At 40.1% G+C, this 21,704-nt stretch carries 22 protein-coding genes; 14 read left to right on the forward strand and 8 right to left on the reverse strand.

Translation table 11 applies throughout. The annotated features are described in order from the left end of the window. Nucleotides 1-166 precede the first annotated feature (166 nt). Together OCV73_RS14270 and OCV73_RS14275 are read left to right on the forward strand one after the other, a co-directional pair. Nucleotides 167-1,036 (forward strand): nucleoside phosphorylase, encoded by an 870-nt coding sequence (locus OCV73_RS14270; RefSeq protein WP_147553283.1) that lies wholly within the window; start codon nucleotides 167-169, stop codon nucleotides 1,034-1,036. 62 nt (nucleotides 1,037-1,098) lie between these two features. Beyond that, nucleotides 1,099-1,791, forward strand: coding sequence for a hypothetical protein (locus OCV73_RS14275; RefSeq protein WP_147553285.1), 693 nt, complete (start codon nucleotides 1,099-1,101; stop codon nucleotides 1,789-1,791). 108 nt (nucleotides 1,792-1,899) lie between these two features. Here OCV73_RS14275 and OCV73_RS14280 read toward each other — a convergent pair whose 3' ends face one another. Then, nucleotides 1,900-2,304 carry a VanZ family protein gene (locus tag OCV73_RS14280; RefSeq protein ID WP_147553287.1) on the reverse strand — a complete coding sequence of 135 codons (405 nt, stop codon included), beginning with the start codon at nucleotides 2,302-2,304 and terminating at the stop codon, nucleotides 1,900-1,902. A gap of 176 nt (nucleotides 2,305-2,480) precedes the next feature. On the opposite strand from OCV73_RS14280, the gene OCV73_RS14285 reads away from it, so the two are divergent. The 6 genes from OCV73_RS14285 to OCV73_RS14310 all read left to right on the forward strand — a co-directional run bounded on the left by OCV73_RS14285 (nucleotide 2,481) and on the right by OCV73_RS14310 (nucleotide 7,933). Further along, nucleotides 2,481-3,827 carry a sodium-dependent transporter gene (locus OCV73_RS14285; RefSeq protein ID WP_147553288.1) on the forward strand — a complete coding sequence of 449 codons (1,347 nt, stop codon included), beginning with the start codon at nucleotides 2,481-2,483 and terminating at the stop codon, nucleotides 3,825-3,827. Then, a complete protein-coding gene (locus OCV73_RS14290) occupies nucleotides 3,827-4,147 on the forward strand; it encodes a hypothetical protein (protein WP_147553290.1) in 321 nt (106 codons plus the stop codon). The genes OCV73_RS14285 and OCV73_RS14290 overlap by 1 nt, the downstream gene beginning before the upstream one ends. Before the next feature lie 6 nt (nucleotides 4,148-4,153). After that, entirely contained in the window at nucleotides 4,154-5,503 is a 1,350-nt protein-coding gene (locus OCV73_RS14295) for a sodium-dependent transporter (RefSeq protein ID WP_394802967.1), read from the forward strand. A gap of 87 nt (nucleotides 5,504-5,590) precedes the next feature. After that, nucleotides 5,591-6,445: a dihydropteroate synthase gene (gene folP / locus OCV73_RS14300; RefSeq protein WP_147553294.1), complete on the forward strand. Its 855-nt coding sequence runs from the start codon at nucleotides 5,591-5,593 to the stop codon at nucleotides 6,443-6,445. A gap of 3 nt (nucleotides 6,446-6,448) precedes the next feature. Beyond that, nucleotides 6,449-7,216: a diadenylate cyclase CdaA gene (gene cdaA, locus OCV73_RS14305; RefSeq protein ID WP_147553295.1), complete on the forward strand. Its 768-nt coding sequence runs from the start codon at nucleotides 6,449-6,451 to the stop codon at nucleotides 7,214-7,216. Nucleotides 7,217-7,723: 507 nt separating this feature from the next. Beyond that, entirely contained in the window at nucleotides 7,724-7,933 is a 210-nt protein-coding gene (locus OCV73_RS14310; RefSeq protein ID WP_147553297.1) for a helix-turn-helix domain-containing protein, read from the forward strand. Nucleotides 7,934-8,039: 106 nt separating this feature from the next. Here OCV73_RS14310 and alaS read toward each other — a convergent pair whose 3' ends face one another. Next, on the reverse strand, nucleotides 8,040-10,661 hold the full coding sequence (gene alaS, locus OCV73_RS14315; RefSeq protein WP_147553299.1) for an alanine--tRNA ligase: 2,622 nt from the start codon (nucleotides 10,659-10,661) through the stop codon (nucleotides 8,040-8,042). A gap of 211 nt (nucleotides 10,662-10,872) precedes the next feature. Here alaS and OCV73_RS14320 point away from each other — a divergent pair, with 211 nt between their 5' ends. After that, on the forward strand, nucleotides 10,873-11,844 hold the full coding sequence (locus OCV73_RS14320; RefSeq protein ID WP_147553300.1) for a M23 family metallopeptidase: 972 nt from the start codon (nucleotides 10,873-10,875) through the stop codon (nucleotides 11,842-11,844). 4 nt (nucleotides 11,845-11,848) lie between these two features. Further along, nucleotides 11,849-12,178 (forward strand): MerR family transcriptional regulator, encoded by a 330-nt coding sequence (locus OCV73_RS14325; protein WP_147553302.1) that lies wholly within the window; start codon nucleotides 11,849-11,851, stop codon nucleotides 12,176-12,178. Nucleotides 12,179-12,261: 83 nt separating this feature from the next. Here the strand turns inward: OCV73_RS14325 and OCV73_RS14330 are convergent, their stop codons facing one another. Both OCV73_RS14330 and OCV73_RS14335 read right to left on the reverse strand, forming a co-directional pair. Next, nucleotides 12,262-14,730 carry a bifunctional UDP-N-acetylmuramoyl-tripeptide:D-alanyl-D-alanine ligase/alanine racemase gene (locus OCV73_RS14330; RefSeq protein ID WP_147553304.1) on the reverse strand — a complete coding sequence of 823 codons (2,469 nt, stop codon included), beginning with the start codon at nucleotides 14,728-14,730 and terminating at the stop codon, nucleotides 12,262-12,264. A gap of 53 nt (nucleotides 14,731-14,783) precedes the next feature. Next, nucleotides 14,784-15,773, reverse strand: coding sequence for a GSCFA domain-containing protein (locus OCV73_RS14335; protein ID WP_147553305.1), 990 nt, complete (start codon nucleotides 15,771-15,773; stop codon nucleotides 14,784-14,786). 227 nt (nucleotides 15,774-16,000) lie between these two features. On the opposite strand from OCV73_RS14335, the gene OCV73_RS14340 reads away from it, so the two are divergent. From OCV73_RS14340 to OCV73_RS14355, 4 genes are all read left to right on the forward strand, one after another. Next, the gene (locus OCV73_RS14340; RefSeq protein WP_147553307.1) at nucleotides 16,001-16,405 is read left to right on the forward strand and encodes a hypothetical protein; all 405 of its coding nucleotides are present in this window, start codon (nucleotides 16,001-16,003) and stop codon (nucleotides 16,403-16,405) included. Then, nucleotides 16,402-16,968 (forward strand): rhomboid family intramembrane serine protease, encoded by a 567-nt coding sequence (locus OCV73_RS14345; protein WP_147553309.1) that lies wholly within the window; start codon nucleotides 16,402-16,404, stop codon nucleotides 16,966-16,968. The genes OCV73_RS14340 and OCV73_RS14345 overlap by 4 nt, the downstream gene beginning before the upstream one ends. A gap of 12 nt (nucleotides 16,969-16,980) precedes the next feature. Further along, nucleotides 16,981-17,469, forward strand: a complete 489-nt coding sequence (locus OCV73_RS14350; RefSeq protein WP_147553311.1) for a hypothetical protein — start codon at nucleotides 16,981-16,983, stop codon at nucleotides 17,467-17,469. An 87-nt stretch (nucleotides 17,470-17,556) separates the two neighbouring features. Beyond that, the gene (locus tag OCV73_RS14355; protein ID WP_147553313.1) at nucleotides 17,557-18,123 is read left to right on the forward strand and encodes a hypothetical protein; all 567 of its coding nucleotides are present in this window, start codon (nucleotides 17,557-17,559) and stop codon (nucleotides 18,121-18,123) included. Nucleotides 18,124-18,836: 713 nt separating this feature from the next. Here the strand turns inward: OCV73_RS14355 and OCV73_RS14360 are convergent. From OCV73_RS14360 to OCV73_RS14375, 4 genes are all read right to left on the reverse strand, one after another. Beyond that, entirely contained in the window at nucleotides 18,837-19,061 is a 225-nt protein-coding gene (locus tag OCV73_RS14360) for a hypothetical protein (RefSeq protein ID WP_147553315.1), read from the reverse strand. Nucleotides 19,062-19,666: 605 nt separating this feature from the next. Next, nucleotides 19,667-20,203 (reverse strand): hypothetical protein, encoded by a 537-nt coding sequence (locus OCV73_RS14365; RefSeq protein ID WP_147553317.1) that lies wholly within the window; start codon nucleotides 20,201-20,203, stop codon nucleotides 19,667-19,669. A gap of 644 nt (nucleotides 20,204-20,847) precedes the next feature. Next, nucleotides 20,848-21,375: a hypothetical protein gene (locus tag OCV73_RS14370; protein WP_147553318.1), complete on the reverse strand. Its 528-nt coding sequence runs from the start codon at nucleotides 21,373-21,375 to the stop codon at nucleotides 20,848-20,850. An 80-nt stretch (nucleotides 21,376-21,455) separates the two neighbouring features. Further along, nucleotides 21,456-21,704: hypothetical protein (locus tag OCV73_RS14375; protein WP_167551281.1), on the reverse strand; the 249-nt coding region annotated here is incomplete at its 5' end.

A 21,704-nucleotide genomic window follows, 5' to 3' on the forward strand; every position in this document is an offset into this window, starting at 1 on the left:
AATTGGAGATGAACTCATCGGGGCCCGTAAAAAGGCATTTATAAGTCATATAAAATACAGGACAGGAAAGATGGATATTTCAAATAAATATCGTATATTCGTTTCCTGTTTTTCTATTCCGGACGGGAAGATGAAAAATAGGATTATTTATTTAAACTGAAGAGCTATGAAACATTTTCCGGAATCAGAATTTATTATCAATCAGGATGGTAGTGTATTTCATTTGCATTTGCTTCCCGAACAGTTGGCCGACAAGATTATCCTGGTAGGAGATCCGGGTCGGGTGAATTTAGTTGCTTCTTTTTTTGATTCTCGCGATTTTGAGGTATCAAGCCGTGAGTTTCACACAATAGGCGGAACCTATAAAGGAAAACGGCTGATGTGCATTTCGCACGGTATAGGCACAGATAATATAGATATTGTCGTTAATGAGCTGGATGCGTTAGCGAATATCGATTTTAAGACCCGGTATGAAAAGCCCGAATTCCGCCAGTTGACTTTGGTGCGTATCGGTACTTCCGGCGGCCTGCAACCCCATGTACCTATCGGTACGCCCGTTATAGCCCGGAAATCCATAGGCTTTGACGGTGTGCTTAATTTTTACGCTGGCCGTAATGAAGTATGCGACCTGGATTTTGAGAGAGCTTTTTGCGATTTTGTAAAGTGGAATCCGTTATGGGCTGCTCCTTATGTAATAGATTCGGATGCCGAACTCGTAGAACGTATAGGATGTGATGATATGGTAAGGGGTGTGACAATATCGGCGAACGGGTTTTATGGTCCTCAGGGCAGGGAGTTACGTATTCCGTTGGCTGATAAAGATCTGAATAAAAAAATAGAGGCTTTTAAATACGGCGGTCATGTAGTAACGAATTACGAAATGGAGAGTTCGGCGTTGGCAGGATTATCCAAGCTGATGGGGCATAAGGCTATGACGGTGTGCAGTATTATTGCGAACCGTGTTGCCAAGCATGCTAATCCTAATTATAAGACTGCGATCGGCGACCTTATTGTTACCGTATTGGACCGTATTTGATGAAAACTAAAGGCTGCCCACGGGGTAGCTTTTTCATTATAAATATTTCAAGGTAGAATGAGATGAAACGTTGTTTGTCATTTTTTTTCTTTTTCTTTCCGGCACTGGCTATCTCCCAGAATGACGATATGAAAATGATTTCGCAGAAAGATGCTTCGGAATTATGGACTGCTACCTGGTTTGAGGCGCCTATTATAGAACCTGAGGAGGACGGAGATGCTGAAACGGACACGGTGCAGCGTCCTGATCCGATCGGTTATAAAGGAGCAAATTTCCAACGGTTTTATATTCGTTTTTCGACCGTCGTTAAAACTGCAGGTAATATGCTGGAGTATACGGTAACGGGTACTACGGGAAAGAATGCGGAAAATCCGTTTAAAGGAAACATGGTTATAACTTCCTGCGAGACTTTTACCGAACCGGAATTTCCCGGTATTATCCAGGGAACATTAGAAGGTACTTATCAATTTAAAGAGTCCGGTTCCGGAGTATATACGGGTACGTTTACTTCGGATTTTTATCTGGATAGAACGGGGCAGGTCCGCTATAACGGTTTATGGTTCGATGCGGATGCTTATTGTAACAATCAATTCGATGGCTATTATACCGACAGCCGGACGGGAAAGAAACTTCGTTGCAACTGGGGGGATTTTCGTATTCCCGATAGTGATGCATTGGATATTGGAGAGGGGGAATTTGTTCCCAGTCCCAAATATGTCAGGAATGGCTGGGAAGATATGATGTATAATGAATAAAAGCCCTTGTAAAATCCCTTATCAACTATATGACGAGGGATTTATTTTTACGAAAAGGATATAATTATATGGTCCGGATTCCTGCTTTACGGGAAGTCTGCAGGGGGATTACTTTTTTACCTTTCTAAGCCATCTTCTTATCAGGTAGTGGCTGCATAGTAATCCGGTAATAGCTCCGGCACTGTTGGCTGCAAAGTCATACCAATCCGCTGAACGTCCCATTCCCATATACCCTTGTAACAGTTCTATCCCCCCTCCGAGTAAAATAGCTGAGATGCACGCGATGATTGTTTGCTGTGTTCTGTATTTATTGAACGGGTCCTGACGATACAGGTCGAAACAAAAAACAAGGATTAATCCTCCATACATACAAAAATGCACTACTTTATCCGCTCCTTTGAATAAATGTAGTTTATCTGCATCGGGTATGGGAGCCGGCGCCAGGGACAGATATAATATGGCACATAAAACTATCAGGGTGGGCAGATAACGGTGAAGAAATGACAAGTTCATATTCTTTAAATATTTATTGGTTACAAATATATATAAAAAAAAGAGACCGCCATAAATTTGGTGTAGGATGGAAGAAGTATCAAATTATAAGTTAAAACCGTTCAAAAGCTAAAAATGTTTTGTTTTGTTGCTATGAAATAACTACTTTTGTCATTTTGAGAAAATAATGCATATTTATGAGTAAAGAACGTATCACATTTGCTACTAAATTAGGTGTGGTCGCAGCAACTGTAGGTTCGGCGGTAGGTTTGGGCAATATATGGCGTTTCCCTTATGAGACAGGGCAGAACGGCGGCGGAGCTTTCCTGCTGGTATATATTGCTTGTGTTTTGTTATTGGGTATTCCTGTTATGACTACCGAATTTTCTATCGGGCGTGCATCTCGCTCCGATGCCAACGGAGCTTTCAAGAAGTTGTCACCGGGCACAAAGTGGCATTATGTAGGTTTTCTGGGTATTTTTGCTTCGGTTTTTATTCTGGGGTATTATATGGTCGTAGCAGGTTGGACGGCCGAATACCTGTACCAGTCATTAACGGGGGGATTATTGAACAAGACGCCCGAAGATTTCAGGGCGGAGCTTACCGCGTTTACTCAAAGTGATTACCGTCCGTTGATATGGGTATATCTCTTTATCTTGTTTAATTTCCTGATCATTTCGAGAGGAGTGCAAAAGGGAATAGAGAAAGCATCTAATTTCCTGATGCCGTTACTTTTTCTTATTATGTTGGTTTTCTGTATCCGGTCTCTGTTTCTTCACGGGGCGCCTGAAGGATTGCAATATTTGTTTAATCCTGATTTTTCTAAAATAACTCCTCAGGTGGTACTGAGGGCTATGGGACAGGCTTTTTTCTCTATGAGCCTGGGAATGGGAATATTATTGACATACGGTTCTTATTTCCGTAAAAATACGTCATTGGTGAAAACAGCAGGGACTGTTTCATTATTGGATATGGTGGTTGCCGTACTGGCCGGTGTTATTATATTTCCTGCCGTGTTTTCTTTCGGTATCAGTCCCTCTCAAGGTCCCGAGCTGGTATTTGTTACGTTGCCCAATATTTTCGGTAAAATGCCTGCTCCGGTACTTTGGTCGTCATTGTTTTTCTTACTGTTGTCCGTCGCTGCTCTTACTTCCACTATTTCATTGTGTGAAGTAGCCGTGGCTTTTTTCATAGAACAGATGAAATTTACCCGGCGGAAAGCTACGCTTTTACTGACAAGTATCGTATTTGTTTTAAGTACGCTTTGTTCTCTTTCTTCAGGTTCGTTATCGGGTGTGTCCATATTCGGAAAGAATATATTCGATTTTTGCGATTACATATCGGCTAATATTCTGTTACCCGTGAGTGCATTACTGATTACTGTTTATGCAGGTTGGGTTCTGGACCGCCGGATATTGAAAGATCAGTTAAATAACGGCGGGACGTTACGTGTCTGGTATATGAGACCGTTATTGTTTTGTATCCGTTATCTGGCTCCGGTAGTGATAACTCTTATATTTTTATCCGGTTTGGGAATGTTTTGATGAAGAAGGATAAATACAGATACTTTACGATGTCCCGGGGAGAAAGAAGGGCTATGGCGGTAGTGATAATATTGTTATCGGTAATATTATGCATACGTTTTTTGTTACCACGAAAAGAAACCATACATTTGCCGGATGAAGACAATGCCTTGTTCCGGCAGGAAATAATAGAGTTTAATAAAAATTTGTCTCCGGTATCTTTGGATCAAAAAGATAGTTCTTCCGTTTCCCGAAAGAAAGTACGCAAGCGGAAAGAAAGTACGCACAAACCGTCCGAGCATTTTGAAGTCCCGCGCCTGGAAGAGCATACAAAAAAATAAGTTATAATAATGAGTGAAAAGAGAGTGACATTTGCTACCAAACTGGGAGTAATTGCAACGGCCGTCGGGTCGGCTGTCGGGTTAGGAAATATCTGGCGATTCCCTTATGAAACCGGACAGCACGGCGGAGCTGCATTCCTTTTAATTTATATCGGTTGTATTTTGTTACTGGGTATTCCCGTGGTATTGGCGGAGTTTATTATAGGCAGAGGCTCGCATAGTAATGTGTCCGGAGCTTTCAGGAAGCTATCGCCCGGTACGGGATGGCATTATATAAGTTATCTGGGGATTACCGCTGCGGTACTTATTATGAGTTTTTATTCGGTAATTGCCGGCTGGACGATGGAATATACTTACCAGGCGTTGATAGACAGTTTCGGAAGTCATACTCCGGAAGAATTCCAGCAGGATTTTACTGCATTTACCAGTAGTCCGTTGCGCCCTATATTCTGGACATTTCTTTTCCTGGGTATAAATTATGTTATTATAAACCGTGGAGTGCAGAACGGGATAGAGAAGTATTCCAACGTAATGATGCCTTTACTGTTCCTTTTGCTCCTGGTCTTTTGTGTCCGTTCCATTACTTTACCGGGTGCGGGTGCAGGATTGTCTTACTTGTTCGACCCTGATTTTTCTAAAATCGATTCTTCCGTCGTTTTAGGTGCTATGGGGCAGGCTTTTTTCTCATTGAGTCTTGGCATGGGGACATTGATTACCTATTCATCCTATTTTTCTTCCCGGACAAAACTGGTGAGGAGTGCAACTACGATAGCGGCTTTTGACACGCTTGTAGCGGTTTTGGCGGGTATAATTATTTTTCCTGCGGTATTTACGTTCGGTATCAGCCCGTCTCAAGGCCCCGAGCTTGTGTTTATTACTTTGCCTCATGTGTTCCAGCAAATGCCCGGGGCGTATATATGGTCGGTATTATTTTTTATATTATTGTTTCTGGCATCACTTACATCCACGATATCGATGTGCGAAATATCTGTCGCTTTTTTCACCGAAGAACGTAAAATGTCGAGAAAGAAAGCATCGTTATTGCATATAAGTGCTTGTGCTGTCTTGGGAGTGTTATGTTCGCTTTCGTTCGGTGTATTATCAGAGGCTACATTATTCGGACGTACCGTGTTCGGTTGGTGCGATTTCTTGTCTTCCAATATATTGCTTCCGTTGGGAGGAATGCTTATTTCCATTTATGTAGGATGGGTTCTCGATAAGAAAGTGATACGAAAGGAAATGACGAATAACGGGGAGTTAAGAACGAGACTGGCCCGTATATTGGTATTCGTATTACGTTACATTGCACCTACGGCTATTATCTTAATATTTCTCGGCGGTTTAGGGGTATTCTGAATAAATTGAGTAAAACCTGCTTAAAAAAAGAATATATTTCCGAGAAAAAAACTTATCTTCGTTTTGTAAATCAAATGCAGTGGAATAATGTCTTTACGTAAAGAAAAGATGTCGATAAATCTGAAGGGTTCTTTGTTTTCTCTGGACGAACCTCTTGTCATGGGGATATTGAACGTAACGCCCGATTCTTTCTATTCAGGTAGCCGTTGTCAAAGCGAACAAGCTATTATGCGACGTGCTGAAGATATTGTAAATGAGGGGGGGGCAATTATTGACGTAGGGGCTTATTCATCCCGTCCGCAGGCTGAGAATATTCCGGAAGAGGAGGAGATGAAACGTCTCGGGTTTGCGCTGGAGATCATCAGACGTAAATATCCCGATGTTCCGGTGTCGGTAGATACGTTCAGGGCGAGTGTGGCTTGGCGTTGTGTGGAAGAATACGGGGTGGCCGTCATTAATGATATTTCAGGGGGAGAGCTTGACAAAAATATGTTTGAAACCGTTGCTCGTTTGCAGGTTCCATATATTTTAATGCATATGCGCGGTACGCCGCGGGATATGATGAGGCATACGCATTATGAAAATCTCATAGCGGAAATGTTGCTGTATTTCTCGGAGCGGGTAGAACGTCTTACAAGTATGGGTGTAAACGATATAATTATCGATCCGGGTTTCGGTTTTAGCAAAACGTTGGACGATAATTATTTATTAATGAATCGCTTGGAAGAGTTTACCGTATTCGGGTTTCCTTTATTGGTAGGTGTTTCGCGTAAATCGATGATTTATAAATACTTTGGGACTACTCCGGCGGAAAGTTTGACTGGTACGACGGTGCTGAATACCCTGGCCTTATCGAAAGGCGCCGGTATTTTGCGTGTACATGACGTGAAAGAAGCGGTGGAAGCGGTTAAATTGGTTCAGAAAACTTTTTCATCAAGATAAAATATGCTTCAGTTTGGTATAAAAGACGCAATAGATATACTCATCGTAGCATTGTTGCTTTACAATGTTTACAAGATGATGAAGGAGTCGGGAACGATTAATATTTTTATGGGAGTCCTTGCCTTCGTAGGAGTGTGGATTGTCGTTACTCAGATATTGGATATGCGGCTTATAGGAGCTATTATGGATAAATTTATGAGTATAGGTTTGCTTATTCTTGTAATATTGTTCCAGGATGAGATACGAAGGTTCCTGCTTGAAATAGGTTCTCATAAACGGTGGCGTTTTATGCTGAGTTGGTTGAAAAAGGGCCGGAACGATGAGGGAGAACGTAAACCTTATGTAATGCAGGTCGTATATGCTTGTATGAGTATGTCTAAGACCAAGACAGGAGCATTGATAGTGATAGAAGGTTCAATGCCTTTGGATACATATGAGCGTACGGGAGATGTGATTAATGCTAATGTGAATGCTCTTCTTCTCGAAAATATTTTTTTTAAAAACAGTCCTTTGCATGACGGAGCTGTGATTATTGCCGATAACCGTATTAAAGCCGCAGGTTGTATCCTTCCTGTGTCGCACAGTAACGATATTCCCAAATCGTTAGGATTAAGGCACCGTTCGGCTTTGGGTATTTCCCAGGAGACCGATGCGACTGCGGTTGTCGTTTCGGAGGAAACAGGTAATATATCAGTAGCTCATAACGGAAAGCTTCATTTGAAATTATCGGGTAAAGACCTCGAAAATATATTATCCCAGGATTTTATCTAATATTTTTTTATATATCTTTTATCAATAGATATGTATTCTCGTACATGATTTTATCTCATTTTTCGGAATTACCTAATGAGTTTGTATAATATTCCGGAAAATCCTGAATCGTTTTCCCGGACGAAGTAAATGGGCAGGTCTGATATGTAAATTCCAAGTCGTTTTATTTGTCTTTTTTTATGTACGTTATTTTCTATCTAAGCTTCTGGCTATAAATACCGATTAATCCAATTTGTAACTCCGAATGATAAATTCATGTCGGGCCGGTTTTCTGTATTCCTTCTTAGTCCGTAAATGAAGAGAGGCAACCTTCCCGATCGCCTCTCTTGATAACAACACCTTAAATAATGATAGTGTACACTCGTTTTATGCATGAATAGATTAATGTTATAAAATGAATCTTTATTGCTTAACCCTTAAGTACACTATACATGTTGTATCATATATGATACTCATGATGCAAAGATAATGTAAAATATTTGTGTATCACAATTGATACGAAAAAAAATGACATATGAAGAAGAGATAAAAAAAATAGCGGCGAATATAAAGAAGATACGCCTTTCAAAAGGGCTGACCGTACAGGAGTTGGCCTGGCGTTGTGATATTGAAAGATCTAATATGAGCCGTATAGAATCTGGCAGAAGTAATTTGACTGTAAAGACGCTTTGCTTGATATGCCGGGCTTTAAATATAGAATTGTCAGATTTATTATAATAGATTTGTTTTTTTTGTCTTTTTAGTGTTTTGAGATATTTAATTGGAGCTTTTTTAATCAAAATACCCTGTTCATCGAACAGGGTATTTTGATTTTTCAGAATAATTATTCAAGGATAAGTTGTATCATTTTTTCGGTCGCTTCAGAAATACCATCCGCGTTTTTACCACCGGCCTGGGCGAAATGAGGCTGGCCTCCGCCTCCTCCCTGAATAAGTTTAGCCGCTTCTCTGATAATGGCCGATGCGTTTTTTCCTTCATCGACGAGATTATCGCTAAGCATGATCGTTAACAGGGGTTTTCCCGAATTATCAGTAGTACCGGCAACGAAAGCCAGGTTTTCCATGATTTCTCCCCGTAACTGGAATGCGATCCCTTTTACGATCTCGGGAGCCATAATGGAATTGAAGCGTATCAACCGTATGCCGTTGTGAAGTTCGGCTTGCTGTATAAGTTTCTGCTTGATATTTATCATTTTTTCCTTTACGAATTCTTCAGCTTGTTTTTTCAATTCTGAATTTTCTTCTATCGCTTTGTGTATAGCCAAAGTAAGATTAGGGGCGTTGTTAAATAGAGTGCTGATCTCTTTCAACGTACTTTGCAGGGCATTGATCGTATCTTCTACTTTTTTCCCGGTAATGGCTTCGATGCGCCGTATACCGGCAGCAATGGAACTTTCTCCTATGATACGGATCATACCGATGTTTCCGGTGTTGCGTACGTGTGTACCGCCGCATAGTTCCACGGAAGAACCGTATTTTACTACTCTCACTTCTTCTCCATACTTTTCACCGAACAAGGCCATCGCGCCCATTTTACGGGCTTCTTCAATCGGCATACAACGATGTTCATCCAGTTCGATAGCTTCTCTTACTTTAGCATTTGCCAGAGATTCAACCTGTCTTAATTCTTTCTCGGTTACTTTTTGGAAATGGGAGAAGTCGAAACGCAGGGATTCGGGCGATACGTATGAACCTTTCTGTTCTACGTGCGTGCCCAAAACTTCCCGTAAAGCTTCATGCAATAAGTGGGTTGCCGTGTGGTTGCAGGAAATAGCCATGCGGTTTTCTTTATTGATAGCTGCCCGGAATGTTACCGTAACGTTTTCCGGCAATTTCTCGGTGAAATGTACCCCCAGGTTGTTTTCCCGTTTCGTCTGAATTATTTCTATTACTTCGTCTTCATGGATCAATGTACCTGTATCGCCTACTTGACCTCCCATTTCGGCATAGAACGGTGTACGGTCGAGAACCAATTGATATAATTCTTTATTTTTTTGTTTGATCTTTCTGTAACGTAATATTTCAGCATCGCATTCGGTCAGATCGTATCCTACGAATTCAGGTTCTCCTTCTTTCAATATAACCCAGTCGCCTGTTTCTATGGCAGCAGCATTTCGCGCACGCTCCTTTTGTAGTTGCATTTGTGCGTTGAATTCTTCTGTATTTACCGTCAGGCCGTTTTCTTTCAGGATAAGTTCAGTAAGATCCAGAGGGAAACCGTAAGTATCATAAAGTGTGAAAGCGTCTTTCCCGTCAATCTCTGTTTTTCCTGCCGTTTTAGCTTCTTCCATGGTTTTGTCCAGTAATTTGATACCGGTCTCCAGTGTGCGGAGGAATGCTTCTTCTTCTTCTTTGATAACTTTTTCTATCAATGTTTTTTGTGCGGGTAATTCGGGATAAGCCTCACCCATTGTTTCTATAAGAATATCTATGAGTTTATACATGAAGGCTTGCCGGCGTCCGAGGAATGTGTATCCATAGCGGACAGCACGGCGAAGGATACGGCGGATAACATAACCTGCTTTAGCATTCGAGGGTAATTGTCCGTCGGTGATAGAGAATGCAATAGTGCGTATATGGTCCGCTATGACACGCATAGCGATATCATCCTGTTCGTTCTTACCGTAAGTTTTACCGCACATTTCACCTATAACCTTGATAATAGGTTGGAATACGTCTGTATCGTAATTTGATGTTTTTCCCTGCAGAGCCATGCAAAGACGTTCAAATCCCATGCCGGTATCGATGACTTTAGCAGGAAGTCCTTCCAGGGAGCCGTCGGCTTTGCGGTTGTATTGCATGAATACCAGATTCCATATTTCAATGACTTGGGGATGGCTTTGGTTTACCAGGGAAAGTCCGTTTACGGCAGCCCGTTCTTCTTCACTTCTTAGGTCTATATGGATCTCGGAACACGGACCGCATGGACCGGTTTCTCCCATTTCCCAGAAATTATCGTGACGGTTGCCGTTTATGATATGTTCTTTCGGCAAGTGTTTTTCCCAATAGGAGGCCGCTTCGTTGTCACGTTCCAAACCTTCGGGTTCGTAACCTTCGAATACGGTGGCGTAAAGTCTGTCTGGATTAAGCTTGAGCACATCTACCAGATATTCCCAGGCCCAGTCGATAGCTTCTTTCTTGAAATAGTCGCCGAAAGACCAGTTTCCCAGCATTTCGAACATGGTATGGTGGTATGTGTCCAGTCCTACTTCTTCGAGATCGTTATGTTTACCGCTTACACGCAAACATTTTTGAGAGTCCGCCGCTCGTTTGTATTTAGCCGGTCTGTTGCCGAGGATAATATCTTTGAACTGGTTCATACCTGCGTTGGTAAACATCAGTGTAGGATCATCCTTGATTACCATAGGAGCCGAAGGGACTATCTGATGCCCTTTGGACCGGAAGAACTGCTTAAATGATTCGCGGGTTTCTTTTGCTGTAAGCATATCAAAAAATTTAAAATTAATGTTTCTGCGGAGGCGCCACTACGTTAACAGGTGACTAAATCCATTCCTCCAGTATTAATATTCTGAAAAACAGTTTGCAAAAATAGTCTAAAATATTATTTTTGTGGCTATCTACGGCTAAAAAAATACTTAATAACGGGTGATTTTACCCGAATGGCTGTAGTGTTATGGAAGCGCATGCTTAGATTTCATGAGTAAAAAAATATTTTACATATATAATCCTAATACATTAAGTTACGAACGGGTATATCCTTCGCTGCGGAAACGCTTTTTTATCGTGCTGAGGCATTTGTTTGTCGGTGCGTTGCTGAGTGTGTGCGTGATAGCCGGTCTCTATTTTTGGGTAGGATCTCCTAAGGAAAAGATACTGAAGATGGAGAATGAGCAGATGCAGACTCAATACAGATTATTATCCAAACGTCTGGATGAAGCTTTGACGGTAATGAGCGATTTGCAACAAAGAGATGACAACCTGTACCGGGTGATTTTACAGGCCGATCCGGTAAGCCAGGCTGTCCGTACGGCCGGTAGTGGGAATTTGGATCGCTACAGGGAGCTATCCAAGATGAACGATGCGGACTTGGTTATTTCAACCACTCAGAAAGTAGACCAGTTGGCCCGTCAGGTATATGTACAGAGCAATTCGATGGATGAGCTCGTTGATCTGGCAAAAGGCCAGGAAGAACGCCTGAAACATATTCCGGCTATACAGCCTGTCTCTAACAAGAACCTGAAAAAGACGGCTTCGGGATACGGATACCGGGTAGATCCTGTATATAAGACGAGAAAATTCCATGAGGGGATGGATTTTGCAGCTGATATTGGTACGCCTGTATATGCCACGGGGAATGGAACAGTAGTTGAAACGGGCTGGAAACAGGGGTATGGAAATACGGTGCTGGTTGATCACGGTTATAATTATAAGACGAGATACGCCCATTTGAGTAAAATATTGGTCAATAAGGGGCAGAAAGTCGTACGGGGAGAAGAAATAGCCCTTGTGGGGAATACGGGTAAATCTACCGGACCTCATTTGCACTATGAAGTCCTTTATAAAGGAAAACCCGATAACCCCGTGAATTATTATTTCTTCGATTTATCTCCCGAAGATTATGATCGTATGATACAATTAGCTGAAAATCAGGGACGTGTAATGGATTGATATTATGGGAACGGCAGAAGAAAAAATGTATTACAGTATAGGAGAAGTGGCTGGCATGTTCAAGGTACAGGAAAGTACCCTGCGTTATTGGGAAAAAGAGTTTCCCTTGATAAGTCCCAGAAAATCTCCCGGGGGTACCCGGTATTACAGTAATAAGGATATCGGGGACGTAGGGCTTATCTATTATTTGTTGAAGGAAAAAAAACTGACGCTTGCGGGCGCGAAAAAATTACTGAAAGATAATAAGGCGGGGGTGACCCGTACGCACGAAGTTATAGACCGGCTTAAAAAAATACGCACGGAGATTGTTGCGATTATAAAAGAAATGGAATAATCTGTTCCAGATGTATGAAAATATAAAACACAGCCCCGGTAAGCCTTTGATTTACCGGGGTTGTGTTTTATGTTTTGTATGGTTTATTCGCGGAAGTAAACGCGTTTTACACGTCCCGAGACCGAAGTAAGAATCTCATAAGGGATTGTACCGAGAATATCGGCGATTTCGGTAACAGGTAAGTTTTCACCGAATATTTCAACCCGGTCTCCTTCTTTACAGTCGATATCCGTTACATCTATCATACATACGTCCATACATATATTGCCGACGATAGGAGCTTTGCACCCGTTTACAAAGACATATCCGTTTCTGTTTCCCAAGTGACGGTCCATACCGTCGGCGTACCCGATAGGTATGGCGGCGATACGTGACGGTCTTTCAAGAACTTCTTTCCGGCTATAGCCTACACTTTCTCCGCTTTTGAGTTCTTTGATCTGCAATATGGTTGTTTTAAGTGTGCTTACGGTCTTTAATCCTTCGTCCGTATTGGAGGGGGAGACACCATATAATCCGATACCGAGACGTACCATATCCATCTGTTCGTTGGTGAAACGCGATATTCCCGCCGTATTGAGCATATGACGGAGTATTTTATGCTTGGATGTCGATTGCAGTTGTGTAGCGCAGTGTTTGAATATACTCAATTGTTCTTTCGAGAACGTGTCGAAGCATTTTTCATCACTGCCGGCGAAATGAGAGAATACCGAGCGGGCCAGTATTTCGGTTTGTCCGTTGAGTATTTCTAAGAGCTTAGGCATATCGTCCCCGGTAAAGCCAAGCCGGTGCATGCCGGAATCGATCTTGATGTGTACGGGATAACCCGTAACGCCCAGCTTTTCTCCTTCTTTAATAATAGCTTCCAGTAATTTGAAGCTGTATATTTCCGGTTCGAGATGATAACTGAATAATGTGCGGAAACTACTCATTTCGGGATTCATTACGATGATAGGCATTGTAATCCCGGCTTTTCTTAATTCCGCTCCTTCATCGGCAACTGCCACGGCGAGATAATCTGCTCCCTGATCCTGCAGGGTTTTGGCAATTTCGTAAGAGCCTGCACCATAACCGAAGGCTTTTACCATACAGATGATCTTGGTCTTGGGATTCAGCTTTTTGCGGAATTGGTTATAATTGTGGATCATTGCATCCAGACTGACTTCAAGGATAGTTTCATGCTGTTTGAGTTCTAATGCTTCGGAGATCAGTTCGAAATTAAAATCGCGGGCGCCCTTGATCAGGATGAGTTCGTTATGGAATAATCCGCTGGGTTGCAGGTCTATAAAATCCTGTGTCGAACTGTAAAATTCTTTTTCAACATTGAATAAATAAGCATTATCGGAGATTATAGGGCCTATTCCGATGAGGCGGTCTATTCCTTTTCTTACGATCACATCGGCTACTTTACGGTATAGACTGGCTGGCGGTAGTCCTGTCTGATAGATGTCCGACAATATGAGTGTGCGGCGCATGCCTTTCGCGGCGGCTCTGCGGGCCTGGAAATCTAAAGCTATGGTAAGGGAATTGATATCGGAGTTGTAACTGTCGTTGATAATCAGGCAATTGTTAGCACCTTCTTTTACCTCCATACGCATAGCGACGGGAGAGAGTTTGGCCATCCGTTCTTTTATAGCTGCGACCGGTCGATTGAGATAGGCCATGACTGCCAAACAATGTATAGCGTTCTCTATCGATGCGTCTTCAACGAAAGGTATGGTAAAGCTCTGCTGATATTGCAGATAAGTGTAGTCTATGGTAGTCGAGTCGGCACCTTTGGTAATTTTGGAAATGTATAGGGGCCTGTCCCTGTCTTTTTTGGACCAGGCTATTTCCCGGGTTCCCATGCATAACTTTTCCATGCAATCGCATATAAGGGGATTATCTCCGTCATAGATGATACATTCGCATGACTTGAAAAGAAGGAGTTTTTCCAGGCATTTCTGTTGCATGGAAGAGAAACCTTCCTGATGGGCTTCTCCTATATTGGTGATAATGCCTATACGGGGTTTGATAATGCTTTCGAGTCTTCCCATTTCATCCGGTTGAGATATTCCGGCTTCAAATACGGCGAGCTGTGTAGATTCGTTTATTTGCCATACCGATAGAGGAACACCTATCTGGGAGTTGTAACTGCGGGGAGAACGCACCATATTGTAATCGGCCTGTAAAAGCTGGTATAACCATTCTTTCACGGTTGTTTTTCCGTTACTGCCCGTAATACCTATGACAGGAATGCTGAACTGTTGCCTGTGATGGGCGGCAAGAGCCTGTAATGCGTCCAATGTATTTTTTACCACCAGGAAATTAGCGTCGATCATTTTATCGGCATTATCGGCCGGATGTTCGGTGACGAAATTCCTGACGCCTTTACGGTAAAGCTCTTCGATATAGCGGTGGCCGTCGTTCCGTTCCGTAACCAAGGCGAAGAACAAGGTTTCTTCCGGGAATGTAAGTGAACGGCTGTCCGTCAGCAAAGCGGAGATAGGGTAATTGATGAAATCTCCTGGTTGAGCTTTGATGATTTTGGCTATTTGCGAAATTTTATATGTCATATTATCAGGGTTAAATTCTTGTGTAAATAACTGTATATATCGTTCTTATAGGTTTAAATACTGCATATTATGCTGTTTGTTTCGCTTATTTCTTTCGTGAGGTCAAGGTACGGATATTTTTCCTGTAATAGTTCCATTTTTTTTAGGTTTTTCCTCATGAATTCCCGGTAAGCTTCGGTATCGGGAGTCAGGGGTCTGTGTTGGAGTGATTTTTGTAACCTGCTCCAGATGTCTATGAGCTCCGAGGTAGTTTTGTCGAAATAGGCAAGCGAAAATTGTTCCCATATATAATCTATCGCCAAAGAGGAGGGATGGGTCATATCGGCATCGTAAAATCGGTAGTCGCGCAGATCGTCCATCATGATCTCGTAAGCCGGGAAATACCTGCAAAATTTTCTTTCTTTACATAGCCGGTCTACCGAAAGCAGTAGTGTGGATTTGCTTAATTGATTATCGTGCGCTCCATCCCTTAGATGGCGTATAGGGCTGACCGTGAACACTATTTCCATGTCGGGAAATAGTGTGTGTATTTTCTCCGTAAGGGATAACCAGCGATCTGTTATTTCATCTATGGTGAGCAGCCTGCGCATGAATTCGCGTTCGGGCAGTTTATGGCAATTAGCCACGACTTTATTTTCCGGTTCATGATAGTAGGCGTATGCCGTTCCCCAGGTAATAAGCAGCCTTTGCGTGCGTTTCAGTCTTTCTATTGCATATTCCATTCTCCTGTTCATTTCGTTCAGTGCTTTCAGCTTATCGGTATGAGAGAAGCGGGAATGATGGCAAAAGCTGTGCCACAGATTCCCGTGAACGAACAATTCGTTTTCCTGCATATATTCCCTGTCGATCAGTTTTTCCAGTCCTTGCGCTATGGATTCGGGATTATACAAGGTTCCGAACGGATTGATATCGACGTCGAATTTGTATTTCTGTAATCGTGATCCTATATTTTCGCTGAAACAGGAGCCGAGTAGCAGTATAGAATGCCGGTGCGTAATGAATCCCGTTGAGGGAGTGATATGAATTTTTGTTCTGAATTCCATGCAGATGTGCTTGTTTGTTCCAAAAATAAGAATTTTTTCCTTTGTTCCGGTGAGTAGTTGTCTTAAAAAAATATTATTTAATGTGTTATTTAATGGTAAAATTACCATTAATATTTGCTTTTTACCATAGTGGGTGTATATATTTGTGTACCCTATTTCACGTCAGGGAAGTTCCGGGAGAAAGAACGACCTTGCGTAAGCCATTCTCTATAAATAAAATATAGAGTATGAAAATGTGTTTTAAAGAAGAAAGAGACCGGGATTTTCTCCAGGCCTATCATGAAGCGTTAAGATCTTTTGGTAAAAAAGCACCTTTCGTTTCCCGTACCGAAGTAATACGGAAAGCATTGAACAGTGGTTCTCCCCGGTTCTATGTAACTTATGAAGAGGCGCGCAGGAATGTCAGGCGCCTGATGAATAACCGTCCTATCTCTTGCCGGAACCGGCATAAGCTGGAGATGTACCATGAGCTTACCCGGCTTGTAGAAGAGTATATGAAAAGAAAACCCCGTGCCGTGTTCAACGATGCTTTATTCACGATTCTGGCCGAATATAAAGCTCCCCGTTTCTATATGGGAGAGGAGAGTGCACAAGTATTGCTGTATAAATTACAGAAAAGGTCGTGGTCATGAAAAATACGGGATATACTGAAACATTATCGTTTCTTTTTATCGCAATTTGTGTATTGTGCTATTCTGTAGGAAGATTGTATGATGTTGGCTCCTTGTTGGGATGTGCTGTCCATCGTCCGGCATATACTTTACTTTCATATTCTTTCTTTCATGTAAGTTTTATTCATCTGTTTTTCAATATGCTTGTTTTTGGGAGTATATATCCGGCTCTTGCGTACCGGGAGGGTAAATGGAAAACTCTGGCGACCGGAATATGTCTTTCAGCCTTAGCCGGATGGATTACAGCCGGAACGAAACCTGTGCTCGGGGCCAGCGGCTTAAATTATGTGTTTTTGGGATGGATATTTGCGATACAACTGAAAGAACAGGGCCGGGGCATAACTTTGAAATACGGAGCGTTATTGCTTGTTTCACTTGTTGCAGGTTTGTTACATCCTGTGATACAAGGAAGTTTGCACGTCGCCGCATGTACAGGAGGGTTTATCTTTTATTATATGAATGTTTTATTTTCCGGTACGGAAAGGATACGATTGCGGATGAAGAACAGGAACGATCACAACTAAATAAAATATCAAATGAAAAACAAAAAAGAAGATGTGACTTTTCACTTTGTCACGGAGGTTTTATTGAGAGAATTACTGGAAGAGAGTTCTTATATTGCGAAAGCATCATGTCCTGCCGATGCTGTGGCGGGCTGGAGTGATGCGGTGATTCTGAGCGAAGATGAGCATTTGTTTGCAAAACGGGCGTTGCTGGATGCTTATGCCAAAGTCTGCAAGTCGCTATCGGCGTATTTGAGCGATGCATTGCCCCTGTGTCCCGCCGACGGAGGTTTTGATTTTATCCTTTCTTTGCCTTGTAAACGAATGAAAGGTGTCGATGCCATTCTGGAACACCATATCGACAGGGCGCTTGTCACCCATGTGCTGAGTATATGGTTCCTTAACAGGCTGCCGGAGCAGGCTGTTCTACAGGCTCAGATACATGAAAGTACGCTAAGTGAATTGAAAGGAGATTTGTTGAGATGCGGAGAACGTCCCCGGCGTATTTACCGCTGGTTTTAATGATTATCCGGCCGGAGAGATGAAGTGCGAAGAGTTGCGCTTTATCTCTTTTTCTTGTTATATTTGTAATTATAAATCGATCGGGATATGATGAAAGAAAAAATAATGGTATGGGTTTTACTGGCGGTTCTGTTTTCTGGTGTAGTTTCATGCCGTAGTTCCAAAGCTCCGGCAGTATTATCTAATAATTATAATAAGAAAAAAGACCGGACAGAGTGTGTGGCATTTCCTTTGGGCACTGTTTATTTACCCGGTATGTGGGATAAAAAAGACTATGACTTCCGTACCCGTCAACAATTTTTTCTCAATGCCGATTCTACGGTTATCGCGTTAAACTTTGCTACGCAGGACGGATACGAATTTAATACCGATAAGCGGTATAAAGGATATGAGTTTGTAAAAGAATTTTACCGGTGGAAATCGGACGACTTCGGCAAAAAAGGATTTACTGTTACTTTATTGGATAACGACAGTATAGAGAACCGTATCATCTGGAGTGCCGAAGGCGTATCGGATAATTCTGGCCGGAAAACAGAGGCCTTGTATCTTGTCACCGAACATAAAGGACGGGTTGCCTATATAGCTTTATACGATTCTCCCCGTTTAACCCGTGAAGAACGTATCGGTCTTATCCGGAGGATTGAAGTGAAATAAGGTGAAATGGAAACAGAGGTTGGTTTGCGATTATTTATGTGACTTATTTACATGCGTTTTTAATCGTTTTCATAATCCTCCGTATAGATTCCGATTCCGTAGACGACATTTCTTTCAAATCCGGTGTAGTTTGGGTCCGTCGGGATTTTTTTCATTTTTTAAATTTCGCCTCATACCGTTCTCTCGTTCCATATATACGTTATAGTATTGTTATTCCACCAATAAGAATAATAAACCCCTATGAAAATGTAAAAGAGATAGGAATTCATAATATCTTTTATCGTCTTTCTTTTATATATTTTCCGTAAACCAGATTATGCGGATTGTTAATCATTCATATCAATTGCTTTCGGCACATGTTCATCTGCTATTTTCGGTTTATGTACATCCGTTATTTTCAGTACGGGTTTCCTTTCGTCTTTTTTGTCGACACAGGTAATGATATTCTTGTAATATTCCCGTCCGGATAATACCTGTCCTGATAACGGGAGAAACAGTACGAAAAAAATTATAATTGATATAATGGATTTTTTATGGAGGTAAAGATTTTTAGAGAATTACAATAATATCCGGCGTAAATTTTCAAATGTACACGTCAAGACCAGAGCATAAATTATATTCTCATGTCTGATATATATAATATCTTTTTTATTTCTTATGTGTCGGATATCCAATTGTAAGAGTATAAAAGTATATTAGCATTAAATATGTTTTTATGCCTTTATACGTATCCACCTATTATTTACCTTTTTAAATTTAACTGGATATTGCTCTATATTTAAAACTTCTTGTATTTTAAAATGTTTATTCCAGTCACCTCCGACATCGATAAAAACATATTTTTCTTTTCCGGATAATATTACATAGTGATCGTTTGCATTGCTATATAGATTTTCTTCTGTAGTTCTCGTTCTTATTTCATCCAGAGCTTTAACCATGTAATCGATCTGTTCTTCGTTCAGAATTCTTACTTCATCTGTAACGGCATAGTCATATTTATTTTTTTTATAAAAATCAATGATTGAATCTTCATTAAGGTCTATGCCGTAAGAGGAGTTGTTAAATCTTATGCCTAAGGCTCTTGTTTCATCATTATTCCGGTATATGATTATACCTTGATTGTCACCTCCGAATTCCCCCGCTGCTTATAAAAATATAAATATAAAGTATCGTTTTTTTCTACGATTTGCCCTTTGATATGAAAGGTACAAATAAGGGATAAGATAAAGACAAAAATTAGTTTTTTCATAATTTATATTGTTTTATTGGTTTTATTGAAATAAGAAAAACCGGATGAACGGATCAGGTGTAATGAAATTATATTCGCCTCCTCCCAATGAATAGGCTGCGCTTATATTTTTCTTTTTTCTGATACGGCGGATACATAATAATGTATTACATTCTTTCGTTGGGTAATGAATGCTAATATAATGCATTTAAATTATGTTCGCATGTCTGATATATAGTAATATCTTTTTTTATTTTTTCTGCGTCGGACATCCAATTGTAAGAGTATAAAAGTATATTAGTATTAAATATGTTTTTATACCTTTATACGTATCCACTTATTATTTACCTTTTTAAATTTTATCATATATTGTCCTATATTTAAAACTTCTTGTATTCTTAAATGTTTATTCCAGTCACCTCCGACATCGATAAAAACATATTTTTCTTTTCCGGATAATATTACATAGTGATCGTTTGCATTGCTATATAGATTTTCTTCTGTAGTTCTCGTTCTTATTTCATCCAGAGCTTTAACCATGTAATCGATCTGTTCTTCGTTCAGAATTCTTACTTCATCTATAACGGTATAGTCATATTTATTTTTTTTATAAAAATCAATGATTGAATCTTCATTAAGGTCTATGCCGTAAGAGGTGTTATTAAATCTTATGCCTAAGGCTCTTGTTTCATCATTGTTCCGGTATATGATTATACCTTGATTGTCACCTCCGAATTCCCCCGCTGCGTTATAAAAATATAAATATAAAGTATCGTTTTTTTCTACGATTTGCCCTTTGATATGAAAGGTACAAATAAGGGATAAGATAAAGACAAAAATTAGTTTTTTCATAATTTATATTGTGTTGTTGGTTTTATTGAAATAAGAAAAACCGGATGAACGGATCAGGTTTAATGAAATTATATTCGCCCCTGTTCTTTTAATATTAATAGGCCTGTGTATGTTTTCATCATAATTGAGAGTGTAGTCTGTGCTGTTTATAAGGGCGGAATCGGGATTCACGATGTCCGTTACCGCATGAGGGCGGTTCTCATCGTATTTGTATTAACTCATATCACTTTATGGAATATCTATATATTGTTCCGATAACTTAATCGTTTTCATAATTACCTTTACTGCATATTTTCATATAGTCTTTCCTATAGATGATATTCTGAAAGAATCAATTACAAAATGGATATAAATATATTTACTTTTATGTAATTCCTCACCGGTAAATACTTTTTTAACAGTTACTGATAAAATCAGTGAACTGAGAAATAAGACTGTGATAATAATTTTTTCATGAATATTATTTATTTTAGAGGAGTATATCAATTATATCATCGATAATGAAAAGTCATACCTTCATTCTTTATTTTTATAAGACTGAATTTTTTTGTTTTTGTATCGAAAATGTTTAATTCAATGGTGCAGTTGAAAATAATAATAGAGCTAATAAAAAAATATTCCGATGTACTTCTTTAATAATATCGTTATTTAAACATTTCATCGAAAAAAGATTCTTCTGTTTTCATATCAATATCGTACCATTTCTTTGTTTTTAAATTGTATTTTTTTTTAGTTTTATAATTTACTATCCATAGCAACTGTTTATTCTTCCATATATATTCAAATCCTTCCTGTCTTTTCAAGTAAAAAATATTGGAATCCATAATGTCACAAATGCGTATTAATTTAGGATCTATATCAAGAGTGTAAAACCAGTTTTTTACATTATCCGGATTCATATAATCCCAACCATTAATTATTTGTATTCGATAGTTATCAATAATTTTCAGGCTTAGTTTTCTATTGTTATTTATGTCCGTACAAAAGATCTCCTTATTTTTTATAACTATCTTTCCATACCCAATGGTATCTTGATAGTATGTCAATTTATACGAATTGTTTTCTAATGTCAGTGATACTCCTTTGTTATAGTATTTGCCGGAATAATTATTTCTTCCTTCGATATAAAGAAAGGTGAATAATAAAATTAGTGATATAACAGTTTGTTTCATTTTTTTATTATGGTTTTACAATATCTTTTGTCTTTGTATTATATAGAATAGTATTGTCGAGAATATAGGACGATGTGTCATTATCCCAAATATATATTATCTTTTTTTCTTCCTAATTTCAGAATATCACTGTTAATTAGGTCTTTGATACGCAATAACAGAAAAGAGTCTTTTTCTGTGGTAAACCAGTTCCTGGCATTTATTTGAAGATTATATATTAATATGAAAGCCGGAATCTGATGCAGGATGTATTCCCTGTCGTTAGCATATTCCGGATTCAAAAGATAAAAGAAAGGCGGGCATAAGCATATCCATGCCATTACTCCGCA

It is taken from the genome of Barnesiella propionica (assembly GCF_025567045.1).
In the GTDB taxonomy this organism is placed as follows: Bacteria; Bacteroidota; Bacteroidia; order Bacteroidales; family Barnesiellaceae; genus Barnesiella_B; species Barnesiella_B propionica.